We start from the raw sequence: 18,727 nt of genomic DNA, 5'->3' as shown, positions 1-18,727 counted from the left end.
TCACTACGTAATTAACTTGGGATGTAAGGCAGTTACGTACACCCAAGCGATAAAGAAAAGCTACAGCAGAATTCTAAACCACAAATACGCCGGACCGTTTCCGTTGAAAGTAGCCTGTTGATAGTCTATGGAATTCAGGGCTGCTTTTACGTTTCCAGGAAGAATCAACAGGAAAAAGAGAATCAGGAACCAAGCAGTTATTGTTCGGGTGCCGGGGATCAGTAATCCCAAAGCAGCGACAATTTCCAGGATTCCTGTGATCTTAATTATAGCTATTTTAAAAGGGATGAAGTCAGGAATCATCAGCGACATGCCTTTTGAAAAAGTGAAGTGGCCAACCGCCGTGAAAAGCAGCATTATAGCCATGGCAAATCGCCCGGCCAGAGAAATGTTCCAACAAGGTGGCTCTTTTGCATGAGTAGGTAAAAGTAGCGTTCAACGGGTAGCATATAGGGTTACAGCTTGTCGTTCCACCCAAATCAATGCACAAATCACCCCAATTTCACCTAAGAAATAGGCCACGCCAAGCCTTGTTAGTAAGTCATAATAGCTGATTATCAGCCCAAACGTGATCAGACAATATAACCCATTTGCCACTGCAATGCCATTCAGGTAGAGCTGCCACCGGCTACGTACCAGCCAATAGCATCCAGCCGAATAAAGGGCGAACGTGGATGCAGGCAGAGCCAATAGCCGCAGAATAGGCAGTGGCATCCCGATGTACGGCTCAAGGGACGGCAAACAGGCAAGCAACATCACCACCGTCAGGCATGCGCCGAGGCTGTCTATCAGGAACAGTCGTCTCGGACGCTCAAGCAATGCTTTCAGGAATCGTTCGGTCATGGATGGTGACGGTTAGGGTTTTGTGAAGCTACCAGCAAAAAGCATAGAATGAGCAATACGTTGTACTCGATACCACCCTGCTGGTGGCCCACTACAAACCAGCCGTTGGGCCAATGGACCAGCGCAATACCACCCAGCATGACCAGAATAAACCCGGCACTTAGCCCTCTGCGGAAGTAGCCTAAGGTCAGTAAAGCACCGCCGACCAGGTCGTTGAGTGTTATAGCCCAGGCAAGCGCCGGACCAATCAGCAATCCTTTGCTGTTGAGGAAACCCCCGAACGCCCCTACGGAACCTACATACAGACGGGCGGCTCCGTGAGCCATCATCATTAGCCCTAGCCCTACGCGCAGGATGGTAAGGTATTGAGTGGTAGAGAGAAAGGGAAAGTTAGGCATACAACGAAGGGTATATATAGGTTAGTAGAGCCTAATTGGCTGAATACGGGATAAGTTAAATCCTTTTCGGATAAGCCAGCCCGCCACCGACACTTGCTGGACAACTCGGAACAATTCGAGTAGCGACACAAGAAAGATTAACGTGGCGGCTGTGAGACCTGGTAGAGCGATGGGCTTGGGCACAAGACCGGAGACAAAGAATACGTAGCTGTAGAGGAACGTATTGATGCCGAGCATGAAGTTGGGGCCTAATACTAACGTCCAGTCGTGGAAGCCTTTTAGCGTTGCTCCTACAACCATAAAATGCGCCGTATCGGCTGAGGATGACGTAGTAAACGACCTGCTCAACGTAATCAGTGCCAACACGCTCACTAACCCAACCAGGATGAAAACTACCTCCAACGCTCTAAAAAACACGCATCCCGGTTCCAATGGCCGATATAACTAAAGCCAATTCAAAAACGGCTCCCAAAATGACTTGATTGACTTCCACAACCCCAACTGTCAGGTAATCGGGGTTGGCCAAAACGGGGGCGTAAAGCAATTTGCCGGCTATTGAGGTGACGGCCGCTGCCATAAAGCATATACCCGTAGCAACGGCGTTTATTCGGTTCGCTCCGATGAGGGTGTTCATTTGATTCGGACGGCTAAAATTCCACTTTGTAGCTCAGGTTGGGAATCATAAGTGTGGGTAATTCCTGTTCAACCACATTGGCAATTTGGTTGAACAGATGCCCCCTGAAGTCGGGTTGTTGCGTTAGATTCAGGACTTTCAGGGCCAGTTCGCTCGCCCGCTTTTTCTTATTGATGCGGTAGATTGCCGTGAAATGCACGTGGAGCATAGGGTCTGATTGCAACGAATACGCCCTGCTTTCGTCGTAGATAACAGCCTGGGCTTTCCTTGAAGCTACCTCATCAACGGGCGAATATCGGTTGCCGCCCTGATAGCTGAGCCGGGTATTCAGGCTAAACGTGTTTTGCTTGTTTTTACCCAGTGCCCACTCTTTCCCAACTAAAAAATTAACTACGTATCGGCGGTTGAAGCGGGTGTTTCGCCAAACGCCGTCACCGCCTTTGTATTCGGCATTGAACAACGAGCCGGACAGCAGATAGTAATAACCGTTTGAGACGTATTTCTCGAGCGTCAGATCGATCCCGTAATTACGACCTACGCCCGTATTCTGCAACTTCTTGCCAAAGAACAAATCACTTTGCAGGTTGATGAACGAAAACGAACTATCGCGTATGACCGGCACGGAGAACAGGCGTTGATAATACGGCTCAATCCTGAGGTGAATACGGTCTGATACGTTCCAATCGTAGCTCAACACGAGGTGGTGCGCCTTCGAGAAATCAAGGTTCCGGTTGACGGCTCTTTCACCCGTCGTTAGTGAGTTGTTGAAATAGTAATTCAGCTTCTCAAGGCGGCTGTGCAGCCCATACGCCAAACCAAGCGAATGGTTCTCGTTGAACTGCTGTCGAAAACCAAGCCGGGGTTCGATGGTGTACCGGTTGTTCAGCGTAAACAGTTGCGCGTTGAGGCCGACGTTCATCACCAGCCTATCGGTCAGGTACATTGACGAGCTACTGTAGGCCGATGCCAACAAGCTTTGTCCTCGTGCCTTCACGATTTCCTGAGGAATGCTCCCGAGACGAAGGACTTTGTTGAGCAAAAGATCATAGTGCATACTGTTGAGTATGATACCAGTCCGGTTGGTGTGGCGACTACTAAACTTTTTGTTTAGGAAAGACGATAGAATGACATTCCAGTTGGTATTGGCGATCTTGCTGTACGGATTCAATTCCAGTTCATTCGTCAGTTTTTGAGCCGTCCAGTCAACCTCGTTGGCGGTAGCGGCTACGGTTGTTTTCCAATAGACGTCATTGCTGAAAACATACGTATGTCCGATGCCCACCACGCCCGTTGACTGCCTGATGACGTTGTCTTCGTTATCGTCGGGGTATTTCCAGTCGCTCCGGTCTTTTTTGGGCTGAGCACTCGCTCCGTCCCGGAACCCCATGCCCCAGACCGAGAACGTACCGGCGGTGGTCGTCGGAAAATTTAGCTTAAACGACAGATCCTGATAGGCAATGCTCTGGGCATCTTCGGGCAGGAGCGGCTTCAGCAAGGCTAACGTAGCGTACCGATAATTGTAGAGGTATGACGCCCGTCCGCCTTTTTTGAAGGGGCCTTCGGAGGCACTCTCCAACCCCACCACACCCAACTGAATGGTGCTTTCACGCTTTTGGTTATTACCCGTTCGCATGGCTACATCGAACACACCCGACAACGCATTGCTGTACTCGGCAGGAAAAGCCCCCGTCAGAAAATCAGAGTTGGCCAGCATCTGACTGCTCAGAGCGGTCAGAATGCCCCCGCCGAGGTAGTTGAGGTCGCCGAAGTGGTTGGGGCTGGGAATCTCGACACCCTCCATTCTCCATTGCAGAAACTTGGGCGCATTGCCACGCACGATGATGCCATTGTCGCCCATGTTGCCCGCTACGCCGGCCAACGCCGACGCCAGCCGGGCCGGATCGTCGAAACCACCCGCATAGCGTTTGGCTTCTTCTACACTAAGCATCCGGGCACTAACCGTAGCCATTGTGTTGATAGGCTGCTCTTTGCTCACGCGGGGTCGGGCCGTGACCTCGTTGAGTTGAGTTACCGCTTCGTTGAGGTGGATCGTCAGGGCCGTTTGTTTACCTGACCCAACCAGCACCTCGTGCACCACAGCCGACTCGTAGCCGACAACCGTAACCCGTAGGTCGTAGCGCCCCACCGGTACGTTATTTACCGCGAAAGCCCCCGTTTCGTCAGTGGTTGCGCCAAGGAGCGGGGTCGTTTCCGTTACGACAATGGATGCAAAAGCAATGGGCTTGCTGGAAGCTCCGTCGATAACAGAACCACGAATAGTTTGGGTTGACTGGGCGAGAACGTTGGTTAAAAAGAATGTTAAGAGGAGTGTAAACGAAGTACGTATCATGCAAACTGATTAGATGATTTGACCCCACAAAGGTCTTTTCACCGCTATCCCAGCACAATACTGATTTATTAGTACGCTCAGTCCAATAGTCCGTGTTTTGACGCAAACACAACGGCTTCTATGGAGTTATTGGCCCCCAGTTTTTCTAAAAAACGGTACCGGTGCGTGTTGACGGTATGCACACTTATTGAAAGCTGGTCGGAGATTTCTTTGCTCAGATAGCCCTGCTTCACCAATTTGAGAATCTCGATCTCACGTTTTGTTAGCTCGACCTGCGGTGACTCCATTTCCAAAGGGACAAAATGGCCGGTTCTGAAGTTCAATATCTGGCATTTAACCGAACCATCCGACTCCTGATTGGGCGATAGATCAACCACGCTAAACATGAGCCATATCTGGCCTCTTGAGTCTAATTCCAGCACCTGAAATTGCTCAACGAGCCGGACATAGACGTTCTCGCTGTTCAGCATCCGATACTCGTAAATAGCTTTATGATTCAACTTTTCGTTGTTCGAGAACGTACTGAACATTTTTAAAACCGAAACTCCCCGCACTGCCAGTTGATGTTTCTCATCAGGGTGGATTTTGCTTTCAAAAAAGTGGTAGTTCAGCCCCTCATAATCTGCTGGTTCATAGCCCAACATTTTGCCGTAATTGGTAGAGAAGAAGGCAATTTGTTTTCGATGCTGGTCGAAAATCTGCACCCCGGAATTGCTCACATCGGCCAATGCCTGGAGTACGTTCGCGTGTTTAGCGATGCATGAATAGTCTAACTCATCTTCGTCAAAAACGAATTGATTCATGAAGTGAAAAACAATGTCCTGAATGCTGTTTTGCCCGTTCATTTATAGATTCGATGGAAGCGTCTATATGGTTATTGACTGCACAAGATTGGATGTCAACTCGTGAAAAGGAATCAAATAGGTACAAACGGCTTACTGAGAGGTTGGCATGCATTTTCGACAAAATATTTCCCATCAGCAAAAAAGCCGCTGGAATGATCAGCGGCTGTAACATCAAATAGATTCCCTACAATGACTTTGCTCTTATAATCACCCGGTTATTCATCGCATAAGCCAGTTGCCGCTCGCCGTTTTGTACCTGCAAGACCTTATCGGCAGGGATAATGAACCGCTGAAAGGCATAAACCTTCTCGACGTATGAATGGCCTTTCACGGTACGGATCGGGTCGTTGTGGATGTAGATCGGGCGTACCTTGATTTCCTGATGAGAGGCTTCATTGGCAACGGTTTTATCGATAATGAAAAAGCGGACGTAATCGAGGACCTAGTTGAGGTTCGAGCGGTTGCGGAACGCCAGGCGGTAATACAGTAGGAAAACACCTTTCAGCTTAACGGCCATTCTGCTCCGGTCGTGGCCGATGCCCCGGACTCGGCGGGTTTTGTGCAGTACGTGGTCGCTGACCCCCGCTAGATCTTGTTGAGAAGCCGCTACGTTGGCGAAATACACTGACCCGGTCTGGATGAAAGCGGCTTGTGAGGCTGGGCCAATCCAGGCCGGGTACCCGCTTTCAGGTTGACCTGATAGACCACTAAGTTCAGGGCCAGTGTAGCGGGGCTTTCGTTATAGCTGACCACGAAGCTGTAGAACTTGCCATCGGCCGTGATGACCGAGAAATGGTTTCGTTAAAGCCGATCTGATTGGCCTTTACTTTCAGCACGTTCTCGACATCGGCGATGATGTCGTGGCTCCCCAGATCGACGGAACGCACCGGGACCGGAAAAATAATACTGACCGTTTTGTTGTACGCCAGCTTGACCGGGTACGACCGGATAACCTGGGCGGTCGGTGTGGCCATCTCTGGCAGCATGGTCGTAGAGGTAGCTGCCGTGCTCACCGGAGCCGCCGGCACGGAGGGAGCTACATCGGACCCATGCGAAGCCGGTACGTTCACCGGACCTTTCGCCGACGTGGCCCGCGTGGTGGAGACTGAAGAGGTAACCCAGCGTTTATACGATGCAAGAATCGCCTTCTTCTGCGCGTAAACGCTCAACAGTGATGCGCTACCAATCAACAGGAAACACATAATGTTTTTCATAATTTCAGTTTTACTAAAAATTAGTAATGCAGTTTCATGATATTACTGCTATCGAAGCAATACGTAGTAGTTGCCTTTCAGGGCCGCCTTCTGCAATCGGCCTTTGCACTGGAATAGGTTCTGCACCCCGTGCACCCGGGCCTGAGCCGCCGAAGCAGCAGCCTGTCCAATATTGCTGCCGGTTGTTGGCGTACTGATGTTCACCCCGCCGATGGCCTGCACGGTGGCCAGCCGACCCTCCTGCACCGCGATCACGTTGGGTACGTAGATGCCAGGTAGCCCGTCCATATCATAGACCGAAAGCCGGATGGGGTAAATACGGTTGCGAATCTGCACCGACGTAATCTGAACGCCTACCTGCTCTGCCCCGAAATTGCCGACACTGTGTAGGAGCGTTCCACTCGGGATGACAACATCCTGAATTGTCATGTACTCCAGCAGCTGCAGTTGAATCCGCCCTCCGCTGACAACTGTCTGATTCTGGTTAGTAACGGCCCGGAACGTACCGTTGATAGCTTCGTCGCGGCTTTCGTTTTCCTGCCGGGACTCCTGCGAGAAAATTCCATAGAAACCATTTCGGGACCGGTCGATGCCGTCAAGCCCGCTGACCATATCCGTCCTGGCCAGTTTCTGGGGTCTCAGGTCCGCTTTTTGCCGGGCAATTGCTTTAGCCTCCTTGTCGCGTTTGTATTCTTCGAGTAAGGCTTTGAGTCGGTTGAGTTCTGTATTGCACGGCGGGTGATACCTGGGGTGTTTCGTCCTCCTTGTCATCATTGTGGGCCACGGCGCGGGGGCGGGCTGTCGGCCGCGACGGTACCGGTTCACCGGGCGTTTCATAGTAGTTGCTCAGCGTTTAAACCCCTCGTCGGTAGGTACGATCTTGCGGTACATGTACCGGTCGAGCGAACCCGGTACCTACGAGCCGGGAGCCGAGGCACCTCCCCCACCCTGAGACATCGCCATACCGGTCGGCGTTCCGACGGGCAGCGCCATCGAAGGTGCCATGGCCGGGCTACCCATTGCCGGAGCAACCACCGGCTGCATACCCGACTCGGTAGCCGTGAGCGACGTTTGAGCATCAGCACCTAGCAGGGCCATCGGTACGGATTCGTGGGTCTGCGCCATGACATCGAGTTTCGATTTTGATACTGAATCGACGAGGGCTGAGGGCACAGTCGTGTTGAGGTTGTTGCCTTCGAGCGATTCGGAGTCGCAGTTCATTACCTGGTGAACTACAAAGGCCGCGATAGACAGGAGCAGCAGGCCGAGGGCCAGCCGAAACCGCCCATCGGTGAGGAGTTCGCGGACGTCGCTCTTGTGAGATCCGGTTTGATTCAGCGTTGCCATACGTAGTCGTATTTGTCCAGTTTTGAGAGTACGTGTTTTTGAATAGATGCTGGTTGCCATACCAGACGCTTAGGGCCAGCAGGCTCAGCACACTGGTGAACAGGGCCATCAGTGCCGACCGACAAACGCTGAGGGAGCCGTATTCTTCAACTGAGCGATGTCTATTCGGAGCATGGTGATGTGTACCTGCTCGATGATGCCGCCGAAGATGTTGAACACCGGAATCTACAGGATGACGTGGATGACCCGCGCCAGCCAGGTCGCCAGCGACCCATAAAACCAGTCGAAGCAGGCCAGCCCGAACGTCAGCAGCCCCACGATAAAGAGAATGAGCAGAAAGAAGGTCTGAATCACCTTGAGACCCAGCTGACAAAACTTGGTTGGCCGTACTGAGCCCCGAACTGTAGGCTTCTGTCAATGTATTGCCAACCGACGACGTTGTTTGGGCCATTACCTGCCCCAAGGCGGTCAGCGTGTATAGGGTTAGAATATAAAGTTTCATTAACGAGTGATTGATTGACTGTTTATGATTTCGTCAACTACGACAAAATCCTCGTTAAGCCTTAATTAACTAACTACGACAAAATCCTCGTGAGCGCCTGTTTTATTCGTATTTAAGCAGCTAAGGCCTTTTTTTAAATTTTTAACTACGACAAAATCCTCGTGAAAGTGCATATTGGTAATAGCTTTATTGGCAGTTTGTACTGAATGTACGCGATTGTATTTCCTCCTACTCTGTTCCTAATTTATTGTATATTCTATCTTAATGTAGGCTCAATTCTAGTTTTTAGGGCAATATGAAATGCAGTTTTTAAAAATGAAAATCGAAACTCTCGTTTAATCATAGTTTAAAGGTAGCTCCGGCAAAATATCCATTGGTTATTTCTTGATATAGTAGTGAAATATTCTACAATTGTAGTCATTAGTTAAGAAATGAGTGTTAACCCATTCAGCAAGATTTTTTTATCTTTCATAGCGTCTGTCAGATTATTGTAATATCCTGACTCATTATCGATTGTTAATGGCAATTTTATTTAATCTAAAAATCTACTAAACATATCAAATTTTTGATGAGAATGTTTTTTAAGAATTGTATATTTCTAAGTTTAGCTAGTTGTCCAGTAACCATATTATTTGTATCTGATTACCGCATATAAGCCAGCATGCATAGCCTAACAAGGATTTTGTCGCAGTTAGAGCCATAAGGGCTCTACTCGGATTTTGTCGTAGTTTAGAAAGACTCTCTTGATACCCTTATTAAACCTCTTAACTATTTAACTATCAGAGATATAAATGTCTATAGGTAGCAGACTGCAAATTGGACTGGAAAAATAAAAATAATTGATTAATCTAAAATTTATATCAGAATCATAGATCGATTTTAGAAAACACTAAATTGCATTGACGATAATTTTGAAGACTAATGTTACATAAAATAGACGAGGGCGAAGTCGAGCGAATAAAAGATAAAATTGGACAACGCTTTGAAATGCTGCGACACGATCTGAAGCTTTCACAGGCTGAATTAGCGGAGGAAATGGGTACAACACAAAACCTGATCTTTCGGCTTGAGAACGGGCTTAAAGTATCACAGACTTCGCTGTTCTCTACCTTTCTCTACTTCTATAAGAATTACCAGATAAATCCCGAGTGGTTATTCTCGCCGGAAAATGAATATTTGCCCCGGTACCATGATGAAAAACTGTTAAACATTCAATATAACATAGCGAAAAGTAAAAAGAAACTTGACTTGATCAATGATTTGATTCGACAGTTTAAGGATAATGACCTCCTGCCAGATTTGTAAGTGTTTTTATTTTCGATTGATGGTCAACTTCATAAATCTTAATCAATTATTGCCGATACCTGGGAGAGTTACGTAGGTAATCCTATTAATCTAGTTAAGCAGATAAAACTTATCCTTACGTAAATTCACTACACATACAGTTGAATGTGCCCCCACACTTATCTATCTGTTTGGCCCTTCAGTGCATTGCCGCAAATAGAACAGCATAATGCTTGACGCCCAGCTTGCTAATTGCGATCACCATCCCTTCGGTCGAGGGAAACGGGAGTGATTTTTAAACTGTGTCAGGCGGGCTTTAGTCGAAGCGATGCGGTTTGATGCGTTCTTCAAAGATACTTGTCAGGTCGTTGATGACCTCCTTCCAGTTGTAGGTTTTTGTTTCCCACTTTGTTTCCAGATTCTGAATCACCAGATACACCAGCTTTTGCAAAGCTACGTCAGAAGCAAAAGCTCCCTTCGTCTTGGTCACCTTGCGGAGCTGGCGATGGTAAGCTTCCACCGTGTTGGTGGTATAGACCACCTTGCGAAGGCTGGCGGGGTAATCGTAAAACGAGGATAGCAACGACCAGTTGCTCACCCAGCCTGCCAGTGCTTGCGGGTACCTACTGCCCCACTGCTCTTGCATCCATTGTAGATTCTCCCAGCCCTGCTCGGCAGTAGGAGCCTGATAAACGGTTTTGATGGCCTTGACAAACTCTTTCAGATGCTTATCAGGAATAAAGCGGAACGAATTACGTAACTGATGCACAATGCATAACTGGACCGTTGTGCGGGGGAAAACCGTGTTGATAGCCGTATCAAAGCCTTTGAGCCCATCCACACAACTAATCAGAATGTCTTCTACCCCTCGTTGTTTTAAGTCCGTCAGCACTGTTAGCCAGAAGCGGGCCGATTCGCTCTCGGCTGTATAAATGCCCAGTACCTGTTTACGACCTGATAGCGTCAGCCCGATCACGCTGTACAACACACGCGTGACCACTTTACCCTCCTGACGAACCTTGTAATAGATGCCATCCATCGGACCGCCGAAGCGGCCACATCAATACATACAAACTCGCCAGGGGCCGGTTTTGCCAGTCCCGCATGGCGGGCAAAACCTTATCGGTAATGCTGGTTAGCTCACTATCAGAGAGTGAGTAACCATACATCTCCTGGAGATGCTGACTGATGTCGGCGTAGCTACAGCCGCGCCCATAGAGCGAAAGAATTTTAGCTTCCAACTGATCAGTGAGTACCACTTGGCGCTTGGGGACGAGTTGCGGTTGATAGCTGCCCGCTCGATCACGGGGCGTGGTCAGCTCCAGTAGCCCTGCGCTACTCTTAACTGTCTTGGTGGTTTTGCCGTTGCGTCGGTTGGCTTGGGGGCGTGACTCGGCTAAGTGGTTCTCCATTTCCCCGTCCAAAGCTGATTCTAAAAAGTGCTTGAGTAAGGGAGCGAACAGGCCGTCCTGGCCGGTAAGGGGCTTGCCATCATAAAGGCCCTTGATGGCCGCTTTTTTGAAGGCTTCGTAGTCGAAGGAGTCAGTCATGAGTAGGAAATTAGGAAATTGTTTTCTTCCCTTCTATTCAAACCCAATCTTGACACAGTTTAAAAAGCAGTCTCAGGGAAACAACGTTGAACTATCCCGCTTCATAAAAACCCGATCATACAGGATCGTCTTGAAACGGTACCCAAAGTTCATCTTGTCCAGATAGTCACTGATCGAATCCATGAACACCGGAGACTCCCCTTTCTTTACCCGGTTGTAAACCATTGCGAGAGGCAATCCCGGATTCACCCGACGGTGAAACGTCAGCGTTTCAACACCCGAGGCAAACACCTTCGCTTCCATCTCAAAGGGGACGATCAACAGGTCAAGTAGCTCACTTAACCCTTCTACACCCGACACGTTCAGCGTACCCGGAAGATCGACGAAAATGTAATCCGCCATGCCACTTTGCTTCAGCATACGCAACACACTCACCGCCTGCTTCACGTTCGACGCGGCTATCTCATAAGGCGATAAGCCCTGCGAACTAAACTCCTGAGCCAACACAGGCTCATTGCGCAATCGCTCCAGGTCGTTTAAACGTTGGCGGTGCAGCGAGTGCTGAGGATCATCACAGTCCAGTACTATTACCTTTTTCCCGCTCGCCCACAAGTGGGTGCCTACGAGCGCCGTTAACGTCGTCTTACCTACACCCCCTTTTTGGGAGCTAAAACACAGAATCTTTGTCATATCTCGTCAATCTATGAAAACTATTAACGAGTGCTAATTTATATCAAAAAAGACACGCCAGATACTCGCAAAAACTTAGTTTTTCTCAGACACTATGCTCAATTGAAAATAAATATCTTACAATCAATATGTTAGACCAAACAAATACTATCATAAATAAAACATTGTACATACAATTAAATAACAAATACATACAAGCAATATTGGATATAAGACAATACAATACATAGTATAAAACAACAATTCAAACAATTACAGATAGATAGATAACAACAATACAACATAACATACTAACAATGCAAATAGAATTATACAGATAAACAAATACTTTATTCTAACATCAAACAATCATACATTCAAACAACAAAATATAACAACTACAATAGCTAACACAATAACAACTACAATATAGAGATACTAACAAACCAATATACAAATAACACGATGCCACAATACCCTATTCGGGTATTCGGGTATTACCCGAATACCCGAATACCCGAATACCACAATACCCTATTTGGGTATTACCCTAATGACAAGATTGGAAAGTGACATGTGTAACCCGCTATACAACAGTAGATTAGGGGGTCAATTTTTGTAAACGACTTTAAAAAAGTTACATATTTTTTGCCCGTTTTACCTGCAATTCATACCCCGAAATTTCCATGACGCAACCATCATGCTCAAGTGAAATCCAAAAATTATGTACAACACTTTTTGTAAATCGACCCCCCATTTTTTCACCAAAAACCCATTCAAAACTTCACCTCGATCCCATACTTTTTATACTCCAAGCCACCCGTACAACGAGAGAAGTAGAGGCAAAATAAGCTGCCTTTACACCACCTACACAGACCCGCTTACCAGTAACGTTACCAGCCACTCCGATCAGCAAAGACTGTCCAGGGCCGACTATCAGCAGCCCCACCCCAGAAACAGCCAGTATCTTTCCCGAAACCCCAGAAAGACGCCCAAAACAGCTTACACTATAAATTACTGATTATCAGCACTATATATAAATACACGGCTGCACTCGTTAGGCATAAAATCAGCCAGGTCAGCCATAGTCCCATAATCTGCATTTCAAATCAGAACTTGCAAAAACAAATCAGTCTGCCTAACTTCACCCAGCCTAATGCCTTCCTTAACAGAAGGAGCAAGATGTAATTTTCTTAAGGAGATTTCTCCCTCCCGCCTATCGGCTCCGGTCAAAACTCCTTGCGAAAATTGATCTTGCTCTGCGAGGCCACACCCGCCCCGGCCCTCCGCTAACGCATCCGGGCCTGGTCGGGAAAGAAATGCCCTCCGCTAATGCATCCGGGCTGAAAACACAAAACCGTGAAAGCACAAGGAAATGGAAGAACACGAACTTGAATTAGGGGAGAAGCCCCGGCCGAGTTATCGCAAGAAAAGCGGGCCTAAGCCGAAACAAAGTGACGATAAATTATCGTACACTGTTGGGTTTTCGGTTTCAAAAAAAGAGCAGGAACAACTTCGAGCCGAACACGAAATCGCATCGGCCCAGTCCAAGATTACGTTCGCAAATTTTCTAAAAGAGAAAGTTATGCAGACAAAAAGTAGTCGGAAAACTCGCAAGCGCAACGAATCCCTCAATCAATCTGATCGCGAAAGCCTGACTGCAATACTCATTGATTTGGGGGTTATCAGAAAACACCTGAAAGCCTGTTCAGAAAATTTAGAAAAACTGAGCAAGCACCGAACAGAAATAAATAGCGATGCTTCGGAATCGACGCAAATCCTTCGGGATAAGCTCGAATATCAGTACGCAAAGCTTAATGCTCTAATCCCCAAAGTCGCAGCGTGGTACCAAGATTAACCTCAAAAAAATGATCGTAAAACTTACCACCAGCATGAGCGTAAAGGGGACCGCTCGTTACAACGATAAGAAGGTTCAAAATGGAGAAGCATCCGTACTTTTTACTAAAAACTTCCCTACTGAAAGATTGGGTGAACTTCCCAAAGCTCGCTCGATACTATTGGAGCGACGGGCCAGTTTCAATCCCCGCATCAGCAAACCGGGCGTTCACTTTGTATTAGCGTGTAGCCCACAGGAAACCGTCAGCGACGAGAAGCTATCCCAAATCGGACAGGAGTTCATGGACAAGATGGGATTCGGTGAACAACCTTACGTGATCTATCGCCATCACGATACCGCCCATCCCCATGCCCACATCGTATCAGTATTGGTTGATGAGAACGGCAATAAGGTATCAGAGGACTTTATCAAGCATCGGTGCAACACCGCACGGAAGGAGCTTGAGATAGCCCATGACCTCATCAAGGCCGAAGAGCAAAACCAAATCCTGACCATTTCCTCAACGCTGCCCGAACATGCCATCCACTACGGCCAGCAGGAAACCAAGAAGGCCATCGGTAACGTCGTTCAGACGGCCATGCGTGATTACAGCTTTTCCCGACTCGAAGAGTTCAGCGCCTTCCTTGGTGCCTATAACGTGCAAATGAACGTGCTGGGCCAAAAGCCTGGAAGTACATGGAAAGGGATCACCTTTCAGATCACCGACGAGGAGAAGACGCCCCTGAGCCCGTCAGTCAAAGCCAGCTCCTACCATTTTGCTCCTACCCTTGACCGACTCGAAAACCGGTTTCGCAGCGGGAACCAGAAGAAAGCCGTCAACCGGCCCGCATTGCTCAAACGCATCGAGCATAGCCTACGCGACTACCAGAACGTCTCCGAGGCTGACTTCAAAGCGGCCTTGCGCGAAGCCGGCATTCAGGTACTCGAACACAAGGATAGCTACGTTTACGTTGACCACCAGAAACGAGCCGTGTACAGCGAAAACGAGCTGGGCCCGATGTTCACCTACAGACATCTGCAACGGTACTTCGTGGAGGAAAGCGTAATCCGGGAAAGCCGTATCTATCCGCTGCAAGCGCCTACCAGCACACCGGTCACCAACACACCGGTTCCGGCCCCGACGCAGGCTGCCCAGCCTACGCCCCCGGTTGTTCCTCCCCTTGAGTCACCCGCCAGTAATGTACGTCAGCCTGCCCCGGCAAACCCACCCAACCCCACGACACCCGAGGAACGTCGACGCTTAGGTAAACTGGTTTCCGAAGCCTACCAGGACTATAAAAAGGAAAAGAACATCTTTTTTGAAAGCAGCCTGATTAACGCTTTCCCCTTTGAGCATCTCCGGGATCAACTGATCCGAAAAGGTCACTCGCCAGCCGTAGCCATCGCGGCCGTATCGGAATTTGAACGCTACAAGCGCGAACAGTTCCCCCAGATCATCAGCCGGGAAATAGGCTACTTTGAGCAACAGGCCGGGCAGTTTCTCAAACTGGCTATGGCTATGCCCATTCCCGCCGAGAGCCGGATCACCTTTCTGGAACGAATGGGGTTTGTCCTCACCGATAAAGGAGCCGAGGGGAAAGCCCTTTCGCACCCCTCCTCACCGGCACACCAAATGCCCATTGCCCCGGCTGACTACGGCAAACTTGTCGCCCGTAGCGGGGCTCCGGTTCCCATTCCGCAATCGTTCAGCCGGGAAGAGAAAGCTGCCCTTCTGGCCGCAGCCACCGGCAAAGCCATCGAAGGGGTTTCGCCCTATACCGTACGGGTAGGCATCCTCAAAAGCCTGCTGCCACCAGCCATCTTTGAAGCCCTAAGCAAAGACCTTAACCGGGCCTACCTTCAGCAGTTGCCAGACTTAAGCAAATCTACAGGTGGTATCGTCGAAGCCCTCTACACCCGTGGCATCGTCCTCAACACTGCACCGGGAAGCCCCCCCACAGCTGGCTTTTACAATACCCCTCCGAGTAGCTTCGTGGCCATAGGCGAAACCCTGCAACGTCAGTTGGAGCAAACCGCTCTGCCGGCCGATTATGCTGACCGCATCTACGCCCTCAACACGCCCGTAGGCCGGACAATGGTGCTCTACCAGCAAGCCCTTGACCAGGGCCGGGAAGACCGCCAACGGCAACTCGAAAAACAGCTTATTGAACGAGCCCCCGAATTGCAGGGACAAAACGGCCCCGCTTTGCTGCAAACCCTGCTGACAACAACTGTGGGCATCAAGCAGCCGCAACAACACCCCATAGAGAAGAAAGAAGAACGCAAGACGGCCCGCAGTAACTACCTGCAAAGTCTGCTCTGGAAAGACTACCCCGCAGCCCGCTTGCAGAAAGGTCACTTCTACGAAAGCAGTCTGCTTCGTCAACCCGCCGACTTCCCCACCTCGCGGCTTGTCTCCTACCTGAGTGCCCCCCCGCATTCGGTGGGCCGGGCCGAGGCCGAAGCCGTCGTAGCCACCTTCAAGGCCAACCGCCTGAAAGAGGCTTTCGTCATCGAGCAGAAAGACACTGAGCATTTTGCCAAGGGAGCCAAAAATAGGCTCAACCTCCTGGCCGATGCCCCCCTTAAACCCGCCGACCGGCTACAGTTACTCCGGGCAATGGGCTACCCTCTTGAGCCGACCGCCGAGGGAACCCTCCGGTTTACCTACCCGGCCGATTCGTTTATCCGTTACACGCCAAACCCCCACGAGCTGAAACGACTCCAGGCCGAACCCGCCATTGCCCTATCCATTAAACTACCGACCGGCACAAGCCAGTTACCACCGGCCGAACGGGCCCTGTACGAAAAAATTGCCAATGGCGAACCCATCCTGCCCGAAGGATCAGGAGCCACCGGGAAAGCGCGGGACACCGTACCTACCTTTTATTCGATGGACATCGAACGCGTCAGGGCCGTACTTGGCCCGGCCACCTTTGCCGCGCAGGCGCAGACACTCAACACCCTCACGGTTGAACACACCCTCCGCCAACACCCGGTTAAAGACGACCTGACCGCAACGATCAGAACCCTCTACCAACGCGGACTTGTGATCCAGCCAACCCCCACGGGTAACCGGATCGGACACTTTCTGTCCCCACCCGAAAGCTACGTCCCCCTTCCGGCTGCGCTACAACCCCTGCTGGCCAGCATCGCCCCGACGCCCCGCTACTACAACCAACAGATAGCCGCCCTGCAAACCGAGCGCGGACGGGCGATGGTCAATCTGGCCGTTGCCATCGACCGCAACCATCCGGCCCAGCTAACCAGCCAGATAAACTACATCACAGGTAAAGCCGAGGATTTACGACCCTACCGGAATAATACAACCGGACTGCTGAACGCCCTATCACAAACCGAGGGGCCACTACGGATTGAGCAGAGCCGAGCCGTGAGCGAAACACAGACCGATACCCAGGCGGCAAACAGTTCAATTGATAACCTGATAGAACAGGTAAGTGCAGATAACACGAATCACCTGAGCGAAGCCTTCGACGCTGCACTTACCCCCGAACCCCGGAAAAAACGGAATAAAGGGGTAGGGGGTGGCGTAGATCGCAGACCTAAGCAAAAACTGTAACTTCTAGCAAACACTTATTCTATAAAGTTGATAGTATAGTTTTATTAACGAATAGCCTTTAATCACGCCCTCGAATATATGGTTAGCCAAGGGTGGGCTAATCATATATTCGAGGGTGCGTGTGGTGTGTTTTTGGGTTTCACCCCAATGGATTCCTGATAAACGTATCTTCCAGATATCCTACAATCCTTTTTAGTTGGCTTATAGATTCAACTAACTCCGCTTCGGAAAGTGAATTAGGAGCGACGAGCATTTCTCCTCTACCTGTAATAAGCCAATCCACATTGAGTTGGGGGAATCGCTCTGAAATGCGGACCAACATTTTAATGCCAAGATCATTCCCTTTTATAAATCTAGCTATTGAGCTTACACTACTACCCGTTTCCTTTTCAAAACGACTCACACTCATTTGAAGATGCTCTATAAAATGGGCGAGTCGTTCGTTCGGATTTTTGCAGATTATCGTCTTCATTTATTTTGAATTCAACGATTATCGTCGTATATTTGACTATCGTACATTCTAAAAATGTTAGTAAACACATGAATTCTAAGAAAACCAAAAATAACAAGGCATTTGAGTCTTTGGCTGATTATTATCCTCAGGGTGACACGGACCCCAAAAGGGGTCTAAAAGGCGTTAAACATCTCTCAAAACAGTTAAATTCAGAAACCATAAAAGAGATTATCAGCGCCAGGTTGCTCTATTTCAGGACCATGCTGAACAAAAGCCAGTATGAGATTGCCCAAGAGATGAATACATCCCAAAACGTAATATTCAGAAGCGAAAACAAGCTAAGCATTAGTTTAACGATGTTACTGAATATACTTGTCTTTTACAGAGTAAAGTATAATCTAAACATATCGTGGCTGTTTGCTGAAAATCCTGACTTAATTACTGTGGAAAACTCAGATCCGGATCAGACAAATATAAATCAGGATAAACTGAAAACGATTACCGCTAAGTTCATCAGGGAGGCTGAGGAGCTTCTATCGTAAGGTATCATATCGGGAAACAAAAAGAGGGGGCTTGGGTCTCCCTCTTTTTGTTTCTGTCTGGTTCTATCTACTAAGTTAACTCACGATGTAGTCGGATCAGTTCGAAAGGATAGGGCCAGACAGTGAATTGATTCTTACGTACAAAGGAGACAGCCAGCAAGGAGAGTAAGGTGGCCATAGGGACGGGTAAGCTTTCCTGGTACGCATAGATCCGGTAGAAATGGTGCCCACGTTCTTCCCTACTGGTACTGGATGTCATACTACTGACAACATATTGGTAGGGACTTTCTGAATACCATGTGCCTCCGGCATATACACCAATGGCTTCACGTCTTCGCGCCGACGGTCCATCCCCACCCGCGTGGGGAAAATCCCCTTTACATCCTTACGGGCAGAGGTAAACCCGGTCCATCCCCACCCGCGTGGGGAAAATCGAACGAGCATTACCCCGTAAGGCGTCCTACCGGTCCATCCCCACCCGCGTGGGGAAAATTCTCGCACGTGGAGCTGGTCGTACTGGAGAAACGGTCCATCCCCACCCGCGTGGGGAAAATTTCGTGTTGGGCCACGGCCACGGCGTTCCGGCCGGTCCATCCCCACCCGCGTGGGGAAAATAACTAAAGTCAGGCGTGATTGACGACAGCTTCCGGTCCATCCCCACCCGCGTGGGGAAAATTT

The 18,727-nt window shown here is 49.2% G+C and carries 17 protein-coding genes, 2 pseudogenes and 1 CRISPR repeat array; of the genes and pseudogenes, 5 read left to right on the top strand and 14 right to left on the bottom strand.

Going from position 1 to position 18,727, the window contains the following annotated elements; translation table 11 throughout:
• The first annotated feature begins 127 nt into the window (after positions 1-127).
• Entirely contained in the window at positions 128-418 is a 291-nt protein-coding gene (locus RUDLU_RS29885; RefSeq protein ID WP_157580814.1) for a hypothetical protein, read from the top strand.
• 17 nt (positions 419-435) lie between these two features.
• On the opposite strand, the gene RUDLU_RS0125800 is transcribed toward RUDLU_RS29885, so the two are convergent.
• The 11 genes and pseudogenes from RUDLU_RS0125800 to RUDLU_RS30505 form a co-directional block, all read right to left on the bottom strand.
• A complete protein-coding gene (locus RUDLU_RS0125800) occupies positions 436-843 on the bottom strand; it encodes a hypothetical protein (protein ID WP_019991342.1) in 408 nt (135 codons plus the stop codon).
• Positions 840-1,241 carry a DoxX family protein gene (locus RUDLU_RS0125795; protein WP_083940679.1) on the bottom strand — a complete coding sequence of 134 codons (402 nt, stop codon included), beginning with the start codon at positions 1,239-1,241 and terminating at the stop codon, positions 840-842. Before RUDLU_RS0125795 ends, RUDLU_RS0125800 begins: the two co-directional genes overlap by 4 nt.
• Positions 1,242-1,262: 21 nt before the next feature.
• Positions 1,263-1,607: a DUF4386 family protein gene (locus RUDLU_RS30675; RefSeq protein WP_425414148.1), complete on the bottom strand. Its 345-nt coding sequence runs from the start codon at positions 1,605-1,607 to the stop codon at positions 1,263-1,265.
• A 40-nt stretch (positions 1,608-1,647) separates the two neighbouring features.
• Entirely contained in the window at positions 1,648-1,875 is a 228-nt protein-coding gene (locus RUDLU_RS29880) for a hypothetical protein (protein ID WP_157580812.1), read from the bottom strand.
• Positions 1,876-1,888: 13 nt separating this feature from the next.
• A complete protein-coding gene (locus RUDLU_RS0125785) occupies positions 1,889-4,225 on the bottom strand; it encodes a TonB-dependent receptor (protein ID WP_019991340.1) in 2,337 nt (778 codons plus the stop codon).
• Positions 4,226-4,302: 77 nt separating this feature from the next.
• The gene (locus RUDLU_RS0125780) at positions 4,303-5,028 is read right to left on the bottom strand and encodes a LuxR C-terminal-related transcriptional regulator (protein ID WP_044131346.1); all 726 of its coding nucleotides are present in this window, start codon (positions 5,026-5,028) and stop codon (positions 4,303-4,305) included.
• 226 nt (positions 5,029-5,254) lie between these two features.
• Positions 5,255-5,497, bottom strand: a pseudogene (locus tag RUDLU_RS30670) (DUF4138 domain-containing protein); the annotation flags it as partial.
• 286 nt (positions 5,498-5,783) lie between these two features.
• Entirely contained in the window at positions 5,784-6,284 is a 501-nt protein-coding gene (locus RUDLU_RS0125770; protein WP_027303386.1) for a DUF4138 domain-containing protein, read from the bottom strand.
• A gap of 48 nt (positions 6,285-6,332) precedes the next feature.
• Positions 6,333-7,121, bottom strand: a complete 789-nt coding sequence (gene traM / locus RUDLU_RS0125765) for a conjugative transposon protein TraM (RefSeq protein WP_019991337.1) — start codon at positions 7,119-7,121, stop codon at positions 6,333-6,335.
• Between the two features lie 78 nt (positions 7,122-7,199).
• Positions 7,200-7,631 (bottom strand): hypothetical protein, encoded by a 432-nt coding sequence (locus RUDLU_RS0125760; protein WP_019991336.1) that lies wholly within the window; start codon positions 7,629-7,631, stop codon positions 7,200-7,202.
• 225 nt (positions 7,632-7,856) lie between these two features.
• Complete coding sequence (locus tag RUDLU_RS30505; protein ID WP_019991335.1) at positions 7,857-7,985, bottom strand: TraJ family protein; 129 nt, start codon at positions 7,983-7,985, stop codon at positions 7,857-7,859.
• Positions 7,986-9,054: 1,069 nt separating this feature from the next.
• Between RUDLU_RS30505 and RUDLU_RS28375 the strand changes: the two genes are divergently transcribed.
• A complete protein-coding gene (locus tag RUDLU_RS28375) occupies positions 9,055-9,438 on the top strand; it encodes a helix-turn-helix domain-containing protein (protein WP_019991334.1) in 384 nt (127 codons plus the stop codon).
• Between the two features lie 295 nt (positions 9,439-9,733).
• On the opposite strand, the pseudogene RUDLU_RS30665 reads toward RUDLU_RS28375, so the two are convergent.
• Both RUDLU_RS30665 and RUDLU_RS29050 read right to left on the bottom strand, forming a co-directional pair.
• Positions 9,734-10,967 (bottom strand): annotated as a pseudogene (locus RUDLU_RS30665) (IS256 family transposase).
• 72 nt (positions 10,968-11,039) lie between these two features.
• The gene (locus RUDLU_RS29050; protein ID WP_019991333.1) at positions 11,040-11,657 is read right to left on the bottom strand and encodes a ParA family protein; all 618 of its coding nucleotides are present in this window, start codon (positions 11,655-11,657) and stop codon (positions 11,040-11,042) included.
• A gap of 1,354 nt (positions 11,658-13,011) precedes the next feature.
• Here RUDLU_RS29050 and RUDLU_RS0125735 point away from each other — a divergent pair.
• Together RUDLU_RS0125735 and RUDLU_RS0125730 are read left to right on the top strand one after the other, a co-directional pair.
• Positions 13,012-13,494 carry a hypothetical protein gene (locus RUDLU_RS0125735; RefSeq protein ID WP_019991332.1) on the top strand — a complete coding sequence of 161 codons (483 nt, stop codon included), beginning with the start codon at positions 13,012-13,014 and terminating at the stop codon, positions 13,492-13,494.
• A gap of 10 nt (positions 13,495-13,504) precedes the next feature.
• Positions 13,505-17,053 carry a relaxase/mobilization nuclease domain-containing protein gene (locus tag RUDLU_RS0125730; protein WP_083940675.1) on the top strand — a complete coding sequence of 1,183 codons (3,549 nt, stop codon included), beginning with the start codon at positions 13,505-13,507 and terminating at the stop codon, positions 17,051-17,053.
• A 139-nt stretch (positions 17,054-17,192) separates the two neighbouring features.
• Here RUDLU_RS0125730 and RUDLU_RS28360 read toward each other — a convergent pair whose 3' ends face one another.
• On the bottom strand, positions 17,193-17,525 hold the full coding sequence (locus tag RUDLU_RS28360) for a helix-turn-helix transcriptional regulator (RefSeq protein ID WP_019991330.1): 333 nt from the start codon (positions 17,523-17,525) through the stop codon (positions 17,193-17,195).
• A gap of 68 nt (positions 17,526-17,593) precedes the next feature.
• Here RUDLU_RS28360 and RUDLU_RS0125720 point away from each other — a divergent pair, with 68 nt between their 5' ends.
• Entirely contained in the window at positions 17,594-18,049 is a 456-nt protein-coding gene (locus RUDLU_RS0125720) for a hypothetical protein (protein WP_019991329.1), read from the top strand.
• Positions 18,050-18,391: 342 nt separating this feature from the next.
• Positions 18,392-18,725: a CRISPR direct-repeat array (repeat unit 30 nt; unit sequence CCGGTCCATCCCCACCCGCGTGGGGAAAAT).
• Positions 18,726-18,727 lie beyond the last annotated feature (2 nt).

This window comes from Rudanella lutea DSM 19387, assembly GCF_000383955.1.
Classification (GTDB): Bacteria; Bacteroidota; Bacteroidia; order Cytophagales; family Spirosomataceae; genus Rudanella; species Rudanella lutea.
This window is presented reverse-complemented; position numbering and strand designations above follow the sequence as displayed.